12 protein-coding genes are annotated in these 14,711 nt (G+C 71.7%); 6 read left to right on the forward strand and 6 right to left on the reverse strand.

The annotated features are described in order from the left end of the window. Positions 1–18 precede the first annotated feature (18 nt). On the reverse strand, positions 19–1,164 hold the full coding sequence (locus ABD54_RS19570; RefSeq protein WP_047870962.1) for a methyltransferase domain-containing protein: 1,146 nt from the start codon (positions 1,162–1,164) through the stop codon (positions 19–21). A 555-nt stretch (positions 1,165–1,719) separates the two neighbouring features. Between ABD54_RS19570 and ABD54_RS19575 the strand changes: the two genes are divergently transcribed. Both ABD54_RS19575 and ABD54_RS19580 read left to right on the forward strand, forming a co-directional pair. Continuing rightward, positions 1,720–3,213, forward strand: coding sequence for a hypothetical protein (locus ABD54_RS19575; protein WP_047870963.1), 1,494 nt, complete (start codon positions 1,720–1,722; stop codon positions 3,211–3,213). Next, on the forward strand, positions 3,210–3,692 hold the full coding sequence (locus tag ABD54_RS19580; protein ID WP_047870964.1) for a hypothetical protein: 483 nt from the start codon (positions 3,210–3,212) through the stop codon (positions 3,690–3,692). The genes ABD54_RS19575 and ABD54_RS19580 overlap by 4 nt, the downstream gene beginning before the upstream one ends. 206 nt (positions 3,693–3,898) lie before the next feature. Here the strand turns inward: ABD54_RS19580 and ABD54_RS19585 are convergent, their stop codons facing one another. Both ABD54_RS19585 and ABD54_RS19590 read right to left on the reverse strand, forming a co-directional pair. Beyond that, the gene (locus ABD54_RS19585) at positions 3,899–4,792 is read right to left on the reverse strand and encodes an alpha/beta fold hydrolase (RefSeq protein WP_047870965.1); all 894 of its coding nucleotides are present in this window, start codon (positions 4,790–4,792) and stop codon (positions 3,899–3,901) included. Between the two features lie 34 nt (positions 4,793–4,826). Continuing rightward, complete coding sequence (locus tag ABD54_RS19590) at positions 4,827–5,192, reverse strand: VOC family protein (RefSeq protein ID WP_019611527.1); 366 nt, start codon at positions 5,190–5,192, stop codon at positions 4,827–4,829. A 158-nt stretch (positions 5,193–5,350) separates the two neighbouring features. Between ABD54_RS19590 and ABD54_RS19595 the strand changes: the two genes are divergently transcribed. Continuing rightward, positions 5,351–5,995: a TetR/AcrR family transcriptional regulator gene (locus ABD54_RS19595; protein ID WP_235432115.1), complete on the forward strand. Its 645-nt coding sequence runs from the start codon at positions 5,351–5,353 to the stop codon at positions 5,993–5,995. Positions 5,996–6,144: 149 nt separating this feature from the next. On the opposite strand, the gene uppS is transcribed toward ABD54_RS19595, so the two are convergent. Then, positions 6,145–7,839, reverse strand: coding sequence for a polyprenyl diphosphate synthase (gene uppS, locus ABD54_RS19600; protein WP_047870967.1), 1,695 nt, complete (start codon positions 7,837–7,839; stop codon positions 6,145–6,147). Between the two features lie 1,120 nt (positions 7,840–8,959). On the opposite strand from uppS, the gene ABD54_RS19605 reads away from it, so the two are divergent. Further along, a complete protein-coding gene (locus tag ABD54_RS19605) occupies positions 8,960–9,850 on the forward strand; it encodes a glycoside hydrolase family 19 protein (RefSeq protein ID WP_047870968.1) in 891 nt (296 codons plus the stop codon). Between the two features lie 197 nt (positions 9,851–10,047). Continuing rightward, positions 10,048–10,821, forward strand: coding sequence for a class I SAM-dependent methyltransferase (locus tag ABD54_RS19610; RefSeq protein ID WP_047870969.1), 774 nt, complete (start codon positions 10,048–10,050; stop codon positions 10,819–10,821). Between the two features lie 32 nt (positions 10,822–10,853). Here the strand turns inward: ABD54_RS19610 and ABD54_RS19615 are convergent, their stop codons facing one another. Next, positions 10,854–11,615, reverse strand: a complete 762-nt coding sequence (locus ABD54_RS19615; protein WP_047870974.1) for a phytanoyl-CoA dioxygenase family protein — start codon at positions 11,613–11,615, stop codon at positions 10,854–10,856. Between the two features lie 243 nt (positions 11,616–11,858). Continuing rightward, positions 11,859–13,484, reverse strand: coding sequence for a BCCT family transporter (locus tag ABD54_RS19620; RefSeq protein WP_082166908.1), 1,626 nt, complete (start codon positions 13,482–13,484; stop codon positions 11,859–11,861). 236 nt (positions 13,485–13,720) lie between these two features. On the opposite strand from ABD54_RS19620, the gene ABD54_RS19625 reads away from it, so the two are divergent. Next, the gene (locus ABD54_RS19625) at positions 13,721–14,677 is read left to right on the forward strand and encodes a TetR/AcrR family transcriptional regulator (RefSeq protein WP_047870970.1); all 957 of its coding nucleotides are present in this window, start codon (positions 13,721–13,723) and stop codon (positions 14,675–14,677) included. Positions 14,678–14,711: the final 34 nt, after the last annotated feature.

Genomic DNA, 14,711 nt, shown 5'->3' on the forward strand with positions numbered 1-14,711 from the left:
GGCGCTCCGCCGGCCCCGTCACCTCATGGCGGCGAAGATCGTGGCCTCGTCGTCCAGCCACACCAGTTGGTGCTCGGCCGACACCGTCAGCCCGAACCGGGTGTGGACGGGACGCCCCGCCTCCACCCACAGCAGGTGGGCCGCCTCCAACTCGTCGAACAGCCTCCGGGGGCCGTGCTGGCGCACCTCGTAGCCCCGGTCCCGGTGCTCGGGGTCGATGTGCCAGGAGGCCCACGACCAGGTCGATGAGTCCAGCAGGTACACCGTGAACCGCGGGTCCTCGGGGCCGCCCCCGAGCCGGACGATCCGGTGCACGTCCGGCATCTGCAACCCCACCGCGAAGGCTCCGTCGGAGTCGCCGACCACCTCCCCCGGATGCAGCCGGGAGCACGTCGTGGTGTGCTCGTCGTCGTCCGGGCGGACGTAGGTCTCCAGCAGGTGGCGCGGTGTGCGGTCCGCGCGCGCCCACATGCGGTCGGTGTGCCCGGTGAACCGGCCGTGCGCCGTCCCGTGCGGGCCGACCACGAGATCGGCCGTCACCCCGTGGTGGAAGGCGGTGCCCCACGGGGTCAGGACCCGTCCCCCGGGTTGGCACTGCGCCACCCAGGCGTAGGGGACGCGCTGCACGGTCACCGCGCTGACCACCCGGTCGTAGGGCGCGTGCCCGGCCCAGCCGCGCATGCCGTCCCCGCTGACCACCAGCGGTGTGAGCCCCGCGCTCATCAGCCGCACCCGCGCCTGTTCGGCCAGCTCGAAGTCGATCTCCACCGAGGTGACGGCGTCGTCGCCCAGGAACCGCGCGAGCAGGGCGGCGGTGTACCCGCTGCCGGTGCCCACCTCCAGCACCCGCATGCCCGGCGCCAGCCGCAGCCGCTGCACGGTCTCGGCCACCGAGGACGGCGCCGGGGACGAGGACGTCGGCTCTCCGGGGCCGTAGCGGGCGCCGTCGTCGACCTGGGTGACGACGGGAACGTCGGCGTAGGCCGCCTCCAGCCACCGCAGTTCGCCGCGGTAGCGGTCGACGGGCGCGCCCGTGTCGGGACTGGCGATCTCGTCGGGCAGGAACAGGTGCCGCGGCACCGCCGCGAAGGCCCCGCGCCACTCCGCGGCCAGAGCGCCCTCCTCGACGAGGCGTTCGACCATCCTCTCGTGCGGGGGGATCATCTTCCGCACCTCCCGCACCGTCTGACGCACTGCGCGCTGACGCCCCGGGCACGCCCGGCGTGCCCGACGCGTCCGCCGTACCCGATGCGTTCGCTGTATCCGATGCGTTCGCCGTATCCGACAGGCCCGGAGTGCCCGGCGGAGGGAGCACGCCCGGCGTGCCCGGGGGGCTCGGCGCGTCCGCCGCGTCCGGGCCGCTCGGCGTTCCCGACGTGTCCGGGACGATCAGAGGTTCCGGTGCGGCTGGTTCGCCCAACGCGTCCGATGTGTCCGGCGCGCCCGCTCCGGCCGCGCCTGCCGCGCCGCCGGACGGGCCTATCGCTCGTGTGAACAGCACCGGCACCGGCTCCGGACCCGTGGCCCGTGCCGCCGCCGTGCCCTGCCTGTGGGGTGGAGGTCACCGCTCTTCTCCTCGGGGGCGCCCCCGGCATGGACGAACCAGGGTCTTGCGTCCATTACGGGGACGGGGGTTTCCGGGTAAGGATTACTACGGAAGATGTAACGCCGTTCGTCCACGAGGACGGAATTCCGTGCCGATATACACCGGCGGTATGCATGACGAAATCCCAGGTCGGTCCACGTCTTTCCCCGTCACGGGCTTTCTGGGCCCGTGCCGACGTCCTGCGGTCGCTGGCCGAGCACGACGCCGGAGCCCTGTTCGGGCTCGTCCGACAGCACACGGGTGCCAGCCAGCAGACGATCGGCTCCGCCGTCGACATGGCCCAGCCACACGTGAGTGCGATCATGGCGGGAAGACGGCTGGTCACCGCGCTCAGCACATGGCAGCGCATCGCCGACGGCCTGGCCATGCCGTCCGAGGCCCGCCGGACCCTGGGCCTCGCGGATTCGGGTGACGAGTATTCGAAGAGCGTTTCCTGGACAGAATCATCTCTGCAAGAAGGCGATTTATGGTCCGCGTCCAGAACGGCGCAGGACATCGTCGACATCACGCTGAAGGACCTGATGAAACGCAGAGACGCATTCGCGATCGGCGGCGCGCTCCTGATGGGCGCCGCGCTGACGGAGACGCTGGAACACTGGCTGCTGCCCGGCCCGGCTGCCCCCGGCCTGGTCCGCGGCACCATCGGAGAGGCCGAGTTGGGGCGTATCGAGGCCGCCACCGTGGCGCTGCGGCACTGGAACGACCGGTGGCGCCTGGGCGTGCGCCGCAAGGCCGTCGTCGGACAGCTCTCGGAGGTGTCCGAACTCGTGGAGACCCCCCAGCCCGCTTCCGTCCAGAACCGGCTGTTCGCGGTGATGGCCGAACTGTCCAAGACCGTCGCCTCGATGTCCTTCGACGCCGGGGACCACCCCACCGCGCAGCGGTACTACACCCTCTCCCTGCGCGCGCTCCACCAGGCCGGACCCGAGCACCGCCCCTACGGCGTCGGGGTCCTGGCCGACATGGCCCGGCAGATGCTCGACCTGCACCGGCCCGAGGACGCCCTGGACATCTCCCGCCTCGCGCTCGACAGCGCGGACTCCACCGGCGCGCCCGCGCTCGTCCGGGCGATGCTGCGCACGCGCGAGGGCTGGTCCTACGCGCGGATGGGCAGGTCGGAGGCCTACCGCCGCACCGTCATCCAGGCCGAGGACCTCCTGGAGGGCGCCAACGGCGAGGAGGTGCCCGACTGGGTGGGCGGCTTCGACCACGCCGAACTCGCCGGGGTGGTCGGCGCCCGCTACCGCGACCTCGCGGTGCTCCAGGAGGAGCCCGGCGCGCGCCGCAGGCACGCCGAGTCCTCCGCCGCCTACATCACCAAGGCGCTCCAGTTGCGCGCGCCCTCCGGCAAGCGCGGCCGGGCCTTCGACCTCATCGGGCTGGGCCGCACCTACCTGCTGCTCGACGAGCCCGCCGAGGCCGCCCGGGTGGTGAGCCAGGCCGCGGCACTCGAACCCGCCCTGGGTTCGGGCAGGGTCCGCAGACGCCTGCGCGACTGGTACACCGAGTCAGCCACGCACCACCGCGACCCGCACGTGGCCGCGGTCCGCGATGAGTTATCACATACGCTGCTGCACCATCGGCGAAATGTGAAAGGGATGACGTGACTCGTATCGGAATCACCGGTCATTCGAATCTTTCCGGCGACAGCGTCACCTTGGTGCGCAAAGCGCTGGTGGCGGCACTCGACCCCCACACCGACGGCAGGCTCGTCGGCGTCTCCTGCCTGGCGCGCGGCGCGGACCAGCTCTTCGCCGAGGCCGTGCTGGACGTCGGGGGCAGACTGGAGGTGGTGCTGCCCTCGGCCGACTACCGCGAGGCCAAGGTCAAACCCGCCAACCTCGACCGCTTCGACGACCTGCTCGTGCGCTCCTCACTGGTGCGCTACATGCCGCACCGCCGGGCGGGCCGCGCCGCTTACGAGGACGCCAACGAGGCCGTCCTGGACTGGGTCGAGCTGATGTTCGCGGTCTGGGACGGCCAGCCCGCCGACGGTAGGGGCGGGACCGCCGACGCGGTCGAGGCGGCGCGGGTGAGGGGCGTGCCGGTGGAGGTCATCTGGCCGGAGGGGGTCCGGCGGGACTGAACCCGGCTCCTGGCACCCGCCCCGTCCCGCCCCGCGTGGCGGTACGGGCCGGTTCCGGGGGCGCGTGCCTGAGCGGACAGGCCGGACTGCTCGGACGTGTAGGTCCGAAACCCCGGCCGGTGTCGGGAGAGGGCGTGGTCGGGGCCGGACGGTCCTGACCACATCCGGCCAACGCCGCTCCGGCCGGTCGGCACCGCCCCGGTCGGTCAGCGCCGCTCCGGCGCGCCGCCCAGCGCGCCGTGCAGGGCTTCGGCGAAGGCGCGGGGATGGGTTCCGAAGCCCGTGTGGTCACCCGGGAAGGCGACCGGCTCCGTGCCCAGGAGCCGCACCAGCGCGAGCCCGATGTCGTGGATGGGCTTCCCCGCGGAGGCGTCGCCCAGGCCCACCGTCACCGGGACCGCGCCCTCCCGCAGCGCCTCCACGTCGGGCCGGTACAGCGACAGCGGCATCAGCCCGTGGGCCAGGAAGTACCCGAAGTTGCCGCTGACCCGCTCGAAGGTCTCGGGGTCCTCGTGCATCGGACCCTGCGTCGCGGCGCCCTCCGGCTCCCGCCCGTCCTCCTCCCGCGCCTCCCCGTCCTCCTCGTCCAGGCCGTTGAGCGCCACGAACTTGTCGATCGCCGCCTCCACGCCCTCGCGCCGGTAGGTGTCGTAGACGTCCTTGTCGCGGGCGAGCACCTCGGAGGGATCGTCCAGCAGCATGAGGCAGGGCGGCTCGTGCGCGAGCAGCGCGCGCACCGCCCCGGGGTGGCGCACGGCCATGTCGAGCCCGATCTGGGCGCCCGCGCTGTTGCCGAACACGTAGGCCGGGCCCCCGCCCACCTCGGCGACCAGCCTGGCGGCGTCGTCGCTGTGCACCTCCACCCGCTGGTCCTCGGGCTCGCCGTCCAGCCTGCTGCGCGAGTTGCCGCGGGGATCGTAGGCCACGGTCGTGTACCGGTCGGCCAAGCGCTCGGCCAGGGCGGTGTAGACGCCCGCGTCCTGCGGGCCTCCGGGGATCATCAGCAGCACGGGCCCCGAACCGCGGACCTCGTAGTGGATGCTGGCGCCCGGCACCTTCAGAGTGTGCGCTCCCGGTGAGCGGCGCGAGTGGTGCGACATGTCTGCGTCTCCCTGCCTCTTGCGTGCCCGGCGGTCAGCCGTCGCTGAGCACCATGCGGTTGCCCTCGCTGTCGCGGAACTCGGCGGCCGTGACGCCCGGCTGCCACATCGCCTCCCCCGGTTCTGTGACGATCTCCACGCCCGCGGCGCGCAGGGCCTCGACCGTGCCCTCGACGTCCTCCGTCACCAGGACCATGACCGGCTCGGCTGACGGGTTCTCGTCCGCGCGGCGCTGGAAGTGCAGGCGGGTCCGCGAGCCGGGGAAGCCGAGCTCGATCCACCGCCACCCGTCGTCGGACATGGGCGCGTCGGTCGCCACGGTGCAGCCGAGGCGGTCGGTGTAGAAGGCCTTGGCCCGCTCCTGGTCGAAGACGGGGAGTTCGGCGAACTTGACGTACATGGGGCTCTTCCGTTCCCTCTGGCGCGATACCGCGTTCGGTCCGCCTTCAAACTGGACCGTCCAGTACCGCGCGCGATGTGAAACTAGACCGTACAGTACCCATAGGACAAAAGGGTCGAAACGAAACCTGCAACGGCGAAGACGAGGTGTTGAACAGCGTGAACCCGCCAGCGGAGGAGGAGCTGAGCCGCTCGGCCCGCAAGCGCCGGGCCATCCTGGGCGCCGCGGAGGAGGTCTTCCTCAGAGGTGGTTACCTCGGCACCAACATGGACGAGATCGCCGCGCTGTCGGGGGTGTCGAAGCAGACGGTCTACAAGCACTTCGGCAGCAAGGAGGGGCTGTTCGTCGAGATCGTCACCAGCATGACCTCGGGCGCGGGGGACGTGGTGCGCGACGAGACGCCCGAGCCCGACCGGGTCGAGGACGTTGAGGCCTACCTGAGGGACTACGCGCGGCGACAGCTCACGGTGGTGCTCACGCCACGGTTGATGCGGTTGAGGCGGATGGTGATCGGCGAGGTCGCGCGGTTCCCGGAGCTGGCGCGGGTGCTGTACGAGTGCGGGCCGCAGCGGGCGATCGAGGGGCTGGCGGAGAGCTTCGCCCGGCTGGGGGAGAGGGGATTGCTGGCGGTGGGGGAGCCGTCGCGGGCGGCGTCCCACTTCAACTGGCTGGTGATGTCGGAGCCGGTGAACCGGGCGATGCTGCTGGGGGACGAAGCCATTCCGACGAAGGCGGAACTGTGCCAGCATGCGGAGGAGGGCGTGCGGGTGTTCCTCGCGGCTTATGGGGTCGGCGGTCGTTAGGGGAGTAGTGGGGCTTATGGGGCCGGTGTCTGTTTTTCGAGAAGTTGGAAATTCGGCTGCTTGCCGCTGGTAAGTTCGCAGTTCGTTGACTGTGCTCCCCGCGCACGCGGGGATGGCCCGGGGCGACCCCGGGCCCACCACAGGCAGCGTCAGGCGCTCTCCTCGCTCAGGTCGCCACCGAAGCTCCTGCGCCGTTCCGCGTAGGTGTTGACGGCGCGAACCAGGTGGGGGCGGTCGAAGTCGGGCCAGAGAACGTCCTCGAAGACGAGTTCGGCGTAGGCGGTGTGCCAGGGCAGGAAGTTGCTGGTGCGCTGCTCGCCAGCGGTCCTGATCAGGAGGTCCACGTCGGGCAGCGTGGGATCGTAGAGGTACCCGGCGAGGTCGGACTCCGCCATGCGCGTCGGGTCCAGCCGCCCCGAGAGCGTCTCGGCCGCCGCGTGTTTGACCGCGTCCACCATCTCCTGGCGGCCCCCGTAGTCCAGGCAGAACGTGAGCGTCACTCCGCTGTTGCCCGACGTCAGCTCCTCGGCCCACTCCAGCCGTTCGCGGAGCGCCGCCTCGATCCTGGTGCGGCGGCCGTACCAGCGCATCCGGACGCCCCGGGCGTGCAGGCGCCCGGTGACCCCCGTGACGCGCCGGGCGAACACCTTGAACAAGGAGGACACTTCTTCGGGAGAGCGCGACCAGTTCTCGGTGGAGAAGGCGAAGGTGGTCACGTACTCGATGCCCAGGTCCCCGGCGGCGTCCACCAGACGGTACATCGCCTCCTCCCCGGCCATGTGCCCTTCCACCGCGGCCAGCCCGAGTGCCCCGGCCCAGCGCCGGTTGCCGTCCATGATCACGGCCACGTGCTCGGGGGCCGCGGCGGGAGGGCCCCCGGGCTCGGAGGAGGGCGCGGGCGACCGCCGTTGCCTCGTCCCGGAGGCGACCGGCAGGACCTCGACGGGTGTCTTTCCGGTCTGTGACAACCGGGCGGGAACGGCTGTTCGCGGTGGAGCGTCCGGCCGGGCCGCCGGGAGGTCCTCGCACTCGTCCAGGCCCGTCCACAGCCCGACCAGCATGGAGGCGAGGAAGGGGCGGCTGGAAGGGTGCGCGGCATCGACCACCTCCTGCCCCCGCTCCAGAAGCCCGCGCGCCCGTCGCACCTGCAGGGCGATCAGTTCCCGACAGGAGTCCGTGCCGAGCGCGCCGATCAGGCCGTCCGCGTCCAGGCCGAACCGCTCCAGGTCCTGGCGGGGCAGGTAGCAGCGGCCCTGTTCGAGGTCTTCGGGCAGGTCGTTGAGGATGTCGATGTACTGGAAGACCTCGCCCAGCAGGGACATGAGCTCCGGGGTGTCCTCCCGAACCGGCTCCAACACGGTGCCGGACAGCTCCGCGACGGTGCCGCTCACACCGCGCAGGTAGCGGCGCAGGTCGGCGAAGCCGGGGAAGTCGGGCGGTCGGCGGCTGTCCTGTTCGAGTGCGTTGAGAAGCTCCTCCAGCACCGGCACGGGCATGTCCCACACCCGCACCGTGTGGACCACGGCGCGCTGGACCGGCGGCAGGCGAACGGGTGCGCCGGGTCCGTCGGCCAGCGCGGTCAGGATCTCGGCGCGGAACCGGGCCAGGGCCGGACCGCGCTCGGAGACCTCCCCCTCGTCGGCCAGCCGATCGGCCCATATCCCGAAGGCGGCCAGTGCGTGCGCGTAGGGGCGCTTGTGGGCGGGCAGCAGATCGACGACCCGCGGGGAGATGTGGTCCGTACCCGTGTGGATCCTGCGGCAGACCTCGAAGGCGCGCGCCAGGCCGGTGTCGGCGCCCCGCTCCGCGATCAGCGGGGGACCCGTCCTCGTGTAACCGCTCATCGCCGTTCCTCCTCGGTGGCCCGGGGAGGGAGTCCTCGCCTCCGTGAACCGTGTGCGGCGAAGGGGTCCGCCTGAGCCCGCACCCCCGCGAACACCGAGGGGATCTGAATAATCACGAGGAGTAGCATAGCCGTTTCCGTGATGACGAGGACCTGCCTGCCTCGATCACCGACACCACCGGAGCGGTGTGGAAGACCGCCTGCGACGACGACCAGGTCTTCGGTCCGACGGTGCCCGACGGCACCGGGGAGGGAACGCGACCTCCTGCGACCACGGTGAGCCCGGCGGCAGGCGGGAAAAGGGTGTTTCCCGCGTGCGGGGACGGCTCACCATCCGACGGGCCACTCCGCCTGGTGGGCGCCCGAGTCCGTCCGGGGCCAAGGGAAGAGCCCCCGCGCGACGAGGTGTCGCGCGGGGGCTCCCGCGTCTCGCCGGACCGTCGCGGATCCCCCGAACCGCCGGTCCGGCGCGGGCCGTGCGCGCTCACCCCCGAGAGGCGCCGGCCCGGCACCCGCGCCGCGTCATCCCGGGCCGTACGGCCGTGGAGGCCGTCCCCGCGGCCCGCGGAGCGCGCAGGTGCACACCAACCTGTCTACCCGCCCGGCGGCGGGTAAACATCGTCCGCCCCTGCCTCGGCGGGGAGCGCGGTACGGCCAAACCTCCTCAGGCGGGGGCGGCGCCGCTGGAGGACACCGCGTCGTCCGCCTCGGGTCCGATCGCGATCAGCGCCTGCTCGTGGTCGGGGCCACGCCGAAACCGTAGGTGAGCGGCGCCTCCTCGCCGTGGGGAAGCGGTTCGTCGAAGTGGGCCGAGCGCCCGGATCCGTTCTCGTCGGACCCCAGGACGGCCGTAGGCGCCTCCCGGGTGTGGGGACCGTGGAAACGAACACGACCCTCTGTGCGAACGGGCCGAGCTCCCGCGTACTCCGAGGCGGACCGCCGGACACCTTCGGCGGCCCGGGAAGGGGCCCGTCGCCGGGTCACCGCCTCCGGCTTTCCGTCACCTTGTCCTCACGATCCGTGTTACTGGTCTTGACAGGTCTAGACCACCCTTGCTTTGGTGGCGGCACCCCCAGCGGCGCGCGGTCGGACGTCGCGCCGCACCCTAGGAGTGTGAACACGTGATCCGTCGTCTCCTGAGCAAGCTGGCCGCGCTCGGCGCGCTCGCGGCTGTGCTCGTCGTCCTCCCCGTGACCGTCGCGCAGGCCGCCGCCACCTGCGCGCCGGCCTGGAACTCCTCCGCCGTCTACACCGGCGGCGGGCAGGTCTCCTACGACGGCCGCAACTACACCGCCAGGTGGTGGACGCAGAACGAGCGTCCCGGCACCTCCGAGGTCTGGACCGACCAGGGCCCCTGCGGCACCGACGGCGGCGGTGAGGAGCCCGGCCCCAGCGGGTTCGTCGTCACCGAGGCCCAGTTCAACCAGATGTTCCCGAACCGGAACCCCTTCTACACCTACAGCGGCCTCACCGCCGCCCTCAGCTCCTACCCGGCCTTCGCCAACACCGGCAGCACCGAGGTGAGGAAGCGCGAGGCGGCCGCCTTCCTGGCCAACGTCAGCCACGAGACGGGCGGGCTGGTGCACATCAAGGAGACCAACGAGGCCAACTACCCGCACTACTGCGACTGGAACCAGCCCTTCGGCTGCCCGGCCGGTCAGGCCGCCTACTACGGGCGCGGCCCGATCCAGCTCAGCTGGAACTACAACTACAAGGCCGCCGGTGACGCCCTCGGCATCGACCTGCTGAACAACCCCTACCTGGTCGAGCAGAACGCCTCGGTCGCCTGGCGGACCGGCCTCTGGTACTGGAACACCCAGTCCGGACCCGGCACGATCACGCCGCACAACGCCATCGTCAACGGACACGGCTTCGGCGAGACGATCCGTGCGATCAACGGCTCGATCGAGTGCAACGGGGGCAACCCGGCGCAGGTCCAGAGCCGCATCGACAAGTTCACGCAGTTCACCCAGATCCTCGGTACCACCACCGGATCGAACCTGAGCTGCTGACCCCGGACGCGGACAAGCGCCCGTAGGGCGCGTCCGGGCGGGGGCGCGTCCGGCCACCGCTGTCGGGAGCGCCTCCGCCCGGTGCTCGAAGAGCGGCGGTCTCGCGCACCGCGGTTCCCGGCGCGGCGGCCTCCTCCGTCCCACTCGGGCCGGGACCGGGCCCGCCCGGCGGGCCGTGCGCACGCTAGGCTCCAGCGATGGACCGAGTCACCGATGTGTCCCGCACCCCCGTCCAGGCCGCGGATGCGGGCCAAACGAACGACAACGACTACGACGGCTTCGCCGAGGCGTACGCGGCGGACAACGAGAACAACATCCAGAACGCCTACTACGAACGGCCCGCGATGCTGGCCCTGGCCGGGGACGTGACCGGCCGCCGCATCCTGGACGCGGGCTGCGGCGCGGGCCCCCTGTCCGCCGCCCTGCGAGACCGTGGCGCCGACGTCACCGGCATCGACGCCAGCGCCGGAATGCTGGCGCTGGCACGGCGGCGGCTCGGGGACGACGCGGACCTGCGCGTGGCCGACCTGAGCGATCCCCTCCCGTTCGCCGACGGCGCGTTCGACGACGTGGTCGCGTCGCTGGTGCTGCACTACCTGGAGGACTGGGGCCCGACGCTGGCCGAGGTCCGGCGCGTTCTCAGTCCCGGCGGTCGGCTGATCGCGTCGGTGCAGCACCCGTTCACGGACTACGCGCTCCGGGACCCCCGGCCCGACTACTTCGCGACCACCAGCTACCGCGACGAGTTCACCTTCGACGGGCGGTCTGTTCCGCTGAGGTTCTGGCGCAGGCCGCTGCACGCGATGACCGACGCCTTCACCGCCGCCGGGTTCCGCCTGTGCGCCGTCAGCGAGCCGAAGCCCGATCCGGCCGCCCGTGAGCTGTTCCCCGACGAGTTCCACGCCCTGTCGACCAGTATCGGCTTCCTCTTCTTCGTCCTGGAGGCGCCACCGTCGCCCGCCGGTGCGTGACGGCCGCGGCAACAGCGCGGCTCCGGCGCGGGTCAGTCGGCGCGTAGCGCCTCGATGACCGGGCGTTCGACCGGGGTGGGCCGCCGCGCGTCGAGGTCGAGTCCCCCCACGGGCAGCAGCGGCGGCTGGGCCATGAAGCGCGGGGCGGCGCCCCGGTGCGGCTGGGCGGCGTGCACCAGGAACGGGTGGCACAGGAAGACGTCCCCGGCCGCGCCGGTGGCCAGCGCCTCGGGTCGGCCCTCGCTGGCCGGGACGGCGGCGCCGCACAAATCCGTGAACTCGCGGCCACCGTCACCGGCGTCGGCCAGCAGCGGCGGCACGTCGCGGTGCGAGCCCACCCGGATGCGGGTGGGGGCGTCGTCGGGGCCGACGTCGGAGAACAGGAAGAGCATCAGCAGGGCGCGGCCACGCGAGCGGAGGTTGACGCGGGGCTCCCCCTTCGCTCCGGCGAACGAGGCGTCGAGGTGCCACCCGGCGTCGCCGGGGTCCTCGTCGCTGGGAAAGCGCACGGGGAAGGTGCCTAGCCCTCCCGGGCGCTTCCAGCGGCCCTCGCCCACCAACCGGTCGAACGCCTCGTGCAGCGCGGGGGTGGTGGCGGCCTCCCGGAACGGCGGGTCGTGGTAGCCGCCGAGGCGGACGACCGGCCGGGTCCAGGTGGCGGGGTCGTCGGGGTCGCAGCCGAGGTCGGTCCACAGCCGTTCCCGGCCCCGGTCGGCGAGTTCGCGCGGAAACGCCCCGCGCAGGGCGACGAACCCGTCCTCGACGAAGGCCCTGATGTCGTGATCGGTCAGCATGAACCGGTTCCCCTCTCGTTCACCCGCCACGTTAGGGAGCCTTCCGGGGGAGCGGCCCGACAGTAGCGGTCCGTCTGCGGTCTGGACCACGTGCGCGGAATCCGGGTCCGACGGGTGCGCCAGCCGCTGTCCCGTGGCAGTCCACCACCCGGAGCGCGGTGCGGTGTGTTTCCCGCGCACGCGGGGACGGTCCCGAGGACCCCGCCACGGCCGACGCCGTGTGACTCCCCGCGTGCGCGGGGGTCACCTCGCGGCCGGGGCCGGCGGGGACGGAGGCGTGTCCAGTCCCGGTTCCCTCCCCCGATCCGGGGCGGGGGAGGGTTCGGCTCCGGGGACGGAGCCCGCGGCGCCGGAACGGTAGCGGTCGTCATCGCGCAGCCAGCGCACCAGGGAGGCGGCGACCAGGCTCAGGATGAGGATCAGCGGGAAGGCGGTCACTACCGACAGGGTCTGCAACGCGTCGGTGCCTCCGGCCGACATCACCGAGACCGACACCGCGGCCAGGACGATCGCCCAGAGCACGCGGTTGGACCGGGAGGGCTCGACCTCGTTGGGCAGGTCACGGGAGGTGGCCGCACCCATGATGTAGGACGCGGAGTCCAGCGTCGTGGCCAGGAAGACCAGCAACAGCAGCAGGAACAGCGGGGTGATGATCCAGCTGAGCGGGAACGCCTCCAGCGTGGCGAAGATGGCCGGGACCGCGCCCTCGGCCTCCAGGGTGTCGACGATGGACGCCTGCCCGCTCAGCTCGAAGGCCATACTGGAGTTGCCGAGCAGGGCGAACGAGAGCCAGCAGCCCAGGCTGCCGAAGCCGCACATGCCGACGATGATCTGCCGGACTGTGCGCCCCTTGGAGATCTTGGCGCAGAACATGCCGACGAAGGGTCCGTAGGAGATCCACCAGCCCCAGTAGAAGACCGTCCAGATCTCCTCGAAGTCGGACCCGCCGACCGGGTCGGTGTAGGTGCTCATCCGCACGATGTTCTGGGCGAGCATGCCGACGCTGTTGGTGAAGGTGTCGATGACGAAGACCGCCGGACCCAGCACCAGGACCAGGACGCCCAGGGCGGCGGCCAGGTAGAGGTTGAGGTTGGCCAGGCGCTTGAGGCCGCGGTGCAGGCCCAGCGCGACGCTGCCCCCGAACAGCACGGTCCACAGGCCGATGACGATGGTGTTGAGGGTGGGGCCCGGCTCGAAGCCCAGCGTGCGGGAGGCGCCCTCGGCGACGGTGGGAACGGCCAGGGCCAGCGAGGTCCCCGCCGCCCCGATCATCCCGAGGATGAAGAAGACGTCGATCAGGCGCCCGGGCCAGCGGTCGACGCGGTCGCCGAGCACTCCGCGGCACGCCTCGCTCAGGCGCAGGCGGCGGATTCTACGCACGTGGTAGGCGTAGGCCAGGGCCAGGGTCGGTACGCAGAAGACCGCCCAGGCGGTTGGGCCCCAGTGGAAGAGGGGGTAGGTGGCCGACCACTCGGCGGCCTCTGCGCTGTGCGGTTCGAGTTGGAACGGGGGATCCACGTGGTAGTGCGCCCACTCGATGATCCCCCAGTACATGAGGCCGCCGCCGATCGCGGCGGTGAAGATCATCGCGAGCCAGGTGGGGGTGGAGAACTCGGGGCGGTCCTCGGGGCCGCCCATCCTGATGCGGCCGTACCTGCTGAAGAGCAGCCAGCCGAGCAGTACCGCGAGTCCGACGACGAACCACATGTACACCCAGCCCAGGTCGGACTGGAGCCGGGACAGGACCTCGCCGAGCAGGCGTTGACCCGTCTGCGGCGCGATCACGAACGGCGCGCTGAAGCCGATCACCATGATCAGCGCGGGCCAGAAGACTTTGTTGTCGATGTTCCAGCGGATAGCTCGGGTCACCTCCGGGGTCGAGGGCGTGGGCCATCCAGTTACTACTGTGTTGCGCTTGACTAATCAACCAGTCAGAATCGCCTCACCGTTGTTCTCCGCCTGTTGCCGTGCGCTGCCGTTATGAGGAAAAGCGTTTGGTGGCAAGGGTTTCTCGGGTAGTGGGGTGTCCGGGCCGATGCCTCTGTAACGAAGTGACAACCACGTCCGCGTTGCGAAAATCGCCATCGTGCTGTTACGTTCCCACCGTGAGCGACAACGTGGCCGACGACGTGCGCGGCAGGGCCCGCGAGGCGATCCGCCGATCCGGCCTCTCCCAGCGCCAGTTCGCGGCCAGACTCGGCATCGACCCCAGCAAACTCTCCAAGTCCCTGACCGGCACCCGGCGCTTCACCGCCCTGGAACTGGCCGGTATCGCCGACGAGACCGGGGTGACGGTCAACTGGCTGCTCAACGGCAAGGACGACGCCGAGACGGTCTCGGCGGTACCGCGCGACTCGTCGGCGGTACGGCCGACCTCCGCGAGCCTGGCGGACCACCCCGCGGCCGCCCGGGAGCACGGCCGCAGGCTCCAGATCATCGAGGCCGCGTGGACCCTCATCGCCGAACGCGGCTTCCACTCGGTCCGCGTCGCCCAGGTCGCCCAGGCCTGCGGGACGTCCAGCGCCACCGTCCACTACTACTTCCCGACCCTCAACGACCTGCTGGTGGAGGCGCTGCGCCACTCGGTGAAGCAGGCCTTCGACCGCCAAGTCGCGGGGCTGCACACCATCGGGGATCCCTACGAGCGCCTTCTGCGGCTCATCGAACTCCAGCTCCCCGACTCCGAGCGCCTGCGGCTGGAGTGGTCGGTCTGGCTCCAGGTCTGGACGGCCGCGGCGCTGGACCCGCGGATGCGCGGGCTGCACACCGACTCCTACCTGCGCTGGCACGAGACCATCGCCCGCACTCTGCGCGAGGGCAGGGAGAGCGGGGTCTTCGCCGACTTCGACGTCGAGGAGATGACCAGACGCCTCACCGCCCTCATCGACGGCATGGGCATCCAGGTCATGACCGGGATGCCCGGACGGTCGGTCGCCCGCATGCGTGACACCCTGCGCTCGGTCATCGACAGCGACGTCCTGAGCCGTCGCCGCGGCCCGGGGGACAGCGATACCCCAGGCGGCAGCGGCGTCCCGGGTCCCAGCGACGCCCCGGGGGACTGAGCCGACCCGCACCGGTCCCCGCCCTGGACCGACC

The organism is Nocardiopsis sp. RV163 (assembly GCF_001029525.1).
In the GTDB taxonomy this organism is placed as follows: domain Bacteria; phylum Actinomycetota; class Actinomycetes; order Streptosporangiales; family Streptosporangiaceae; genus Nocardiopsis; species Nocardiopsis dassonvillei.

What these genes read in the sequence shown, in the direction of transcription:
- ABD54_RS19615 (WP_047870974.1), bottom strand. Translation starts at nt 11,615, where the DNA reads ATGCTGACCGATCACGACATCAGGGCCTTCGTCGAGGACGGGTTCGTC.
- ABD54_RS19590 (WP_019611527.1), bottom strand. Translation starts at nt 5,192, where the DNA reads ATGTACGTCAAGTTCGCCGAACTCCCCGTCTTCGACCAGGAGCGGGCC.
- ABD54_RS19575 (WP_047870963.1), top strand. Translation starts at nt 1,720, where the DNA reads ATGACGAAATCCCAGGTCGGTCCACGTCTTTCCCCGTCACGGGCTTTC.
- uppS (WP_047870967.1), bottom strand. Translation starts at nt 7,839, where the DNA reads ATGAGCGGTTACACGAGGACGGGTCCCCCGCTGATCGCGGAGCGGGGC.
- ABD54_RS19585 (WP_047870965.1), bottom strand. Translation starts at nt 4,792, where the DNA reads ATGTCGCACCACTCGCGCCGCTCACCGGGAGCGCACACTCTGAAGGTG.
- ABD54_RS19610 (WP_047870969.1), top strand. Translation starts at nt 10,048, where the DNA reads ATGGACCGAGTCACCGATGTGTCCCGCACCCCCGTCCAGGCCGCGGAT.
- ABD54_RS19570 (WP_047870962.1), bottom strand. Translation starts at nt 1,164, where the DNA reads ATGATCCCCCCGCACGAGAGGATGGTCGAACGCCTCGTCGAGGAGGGC.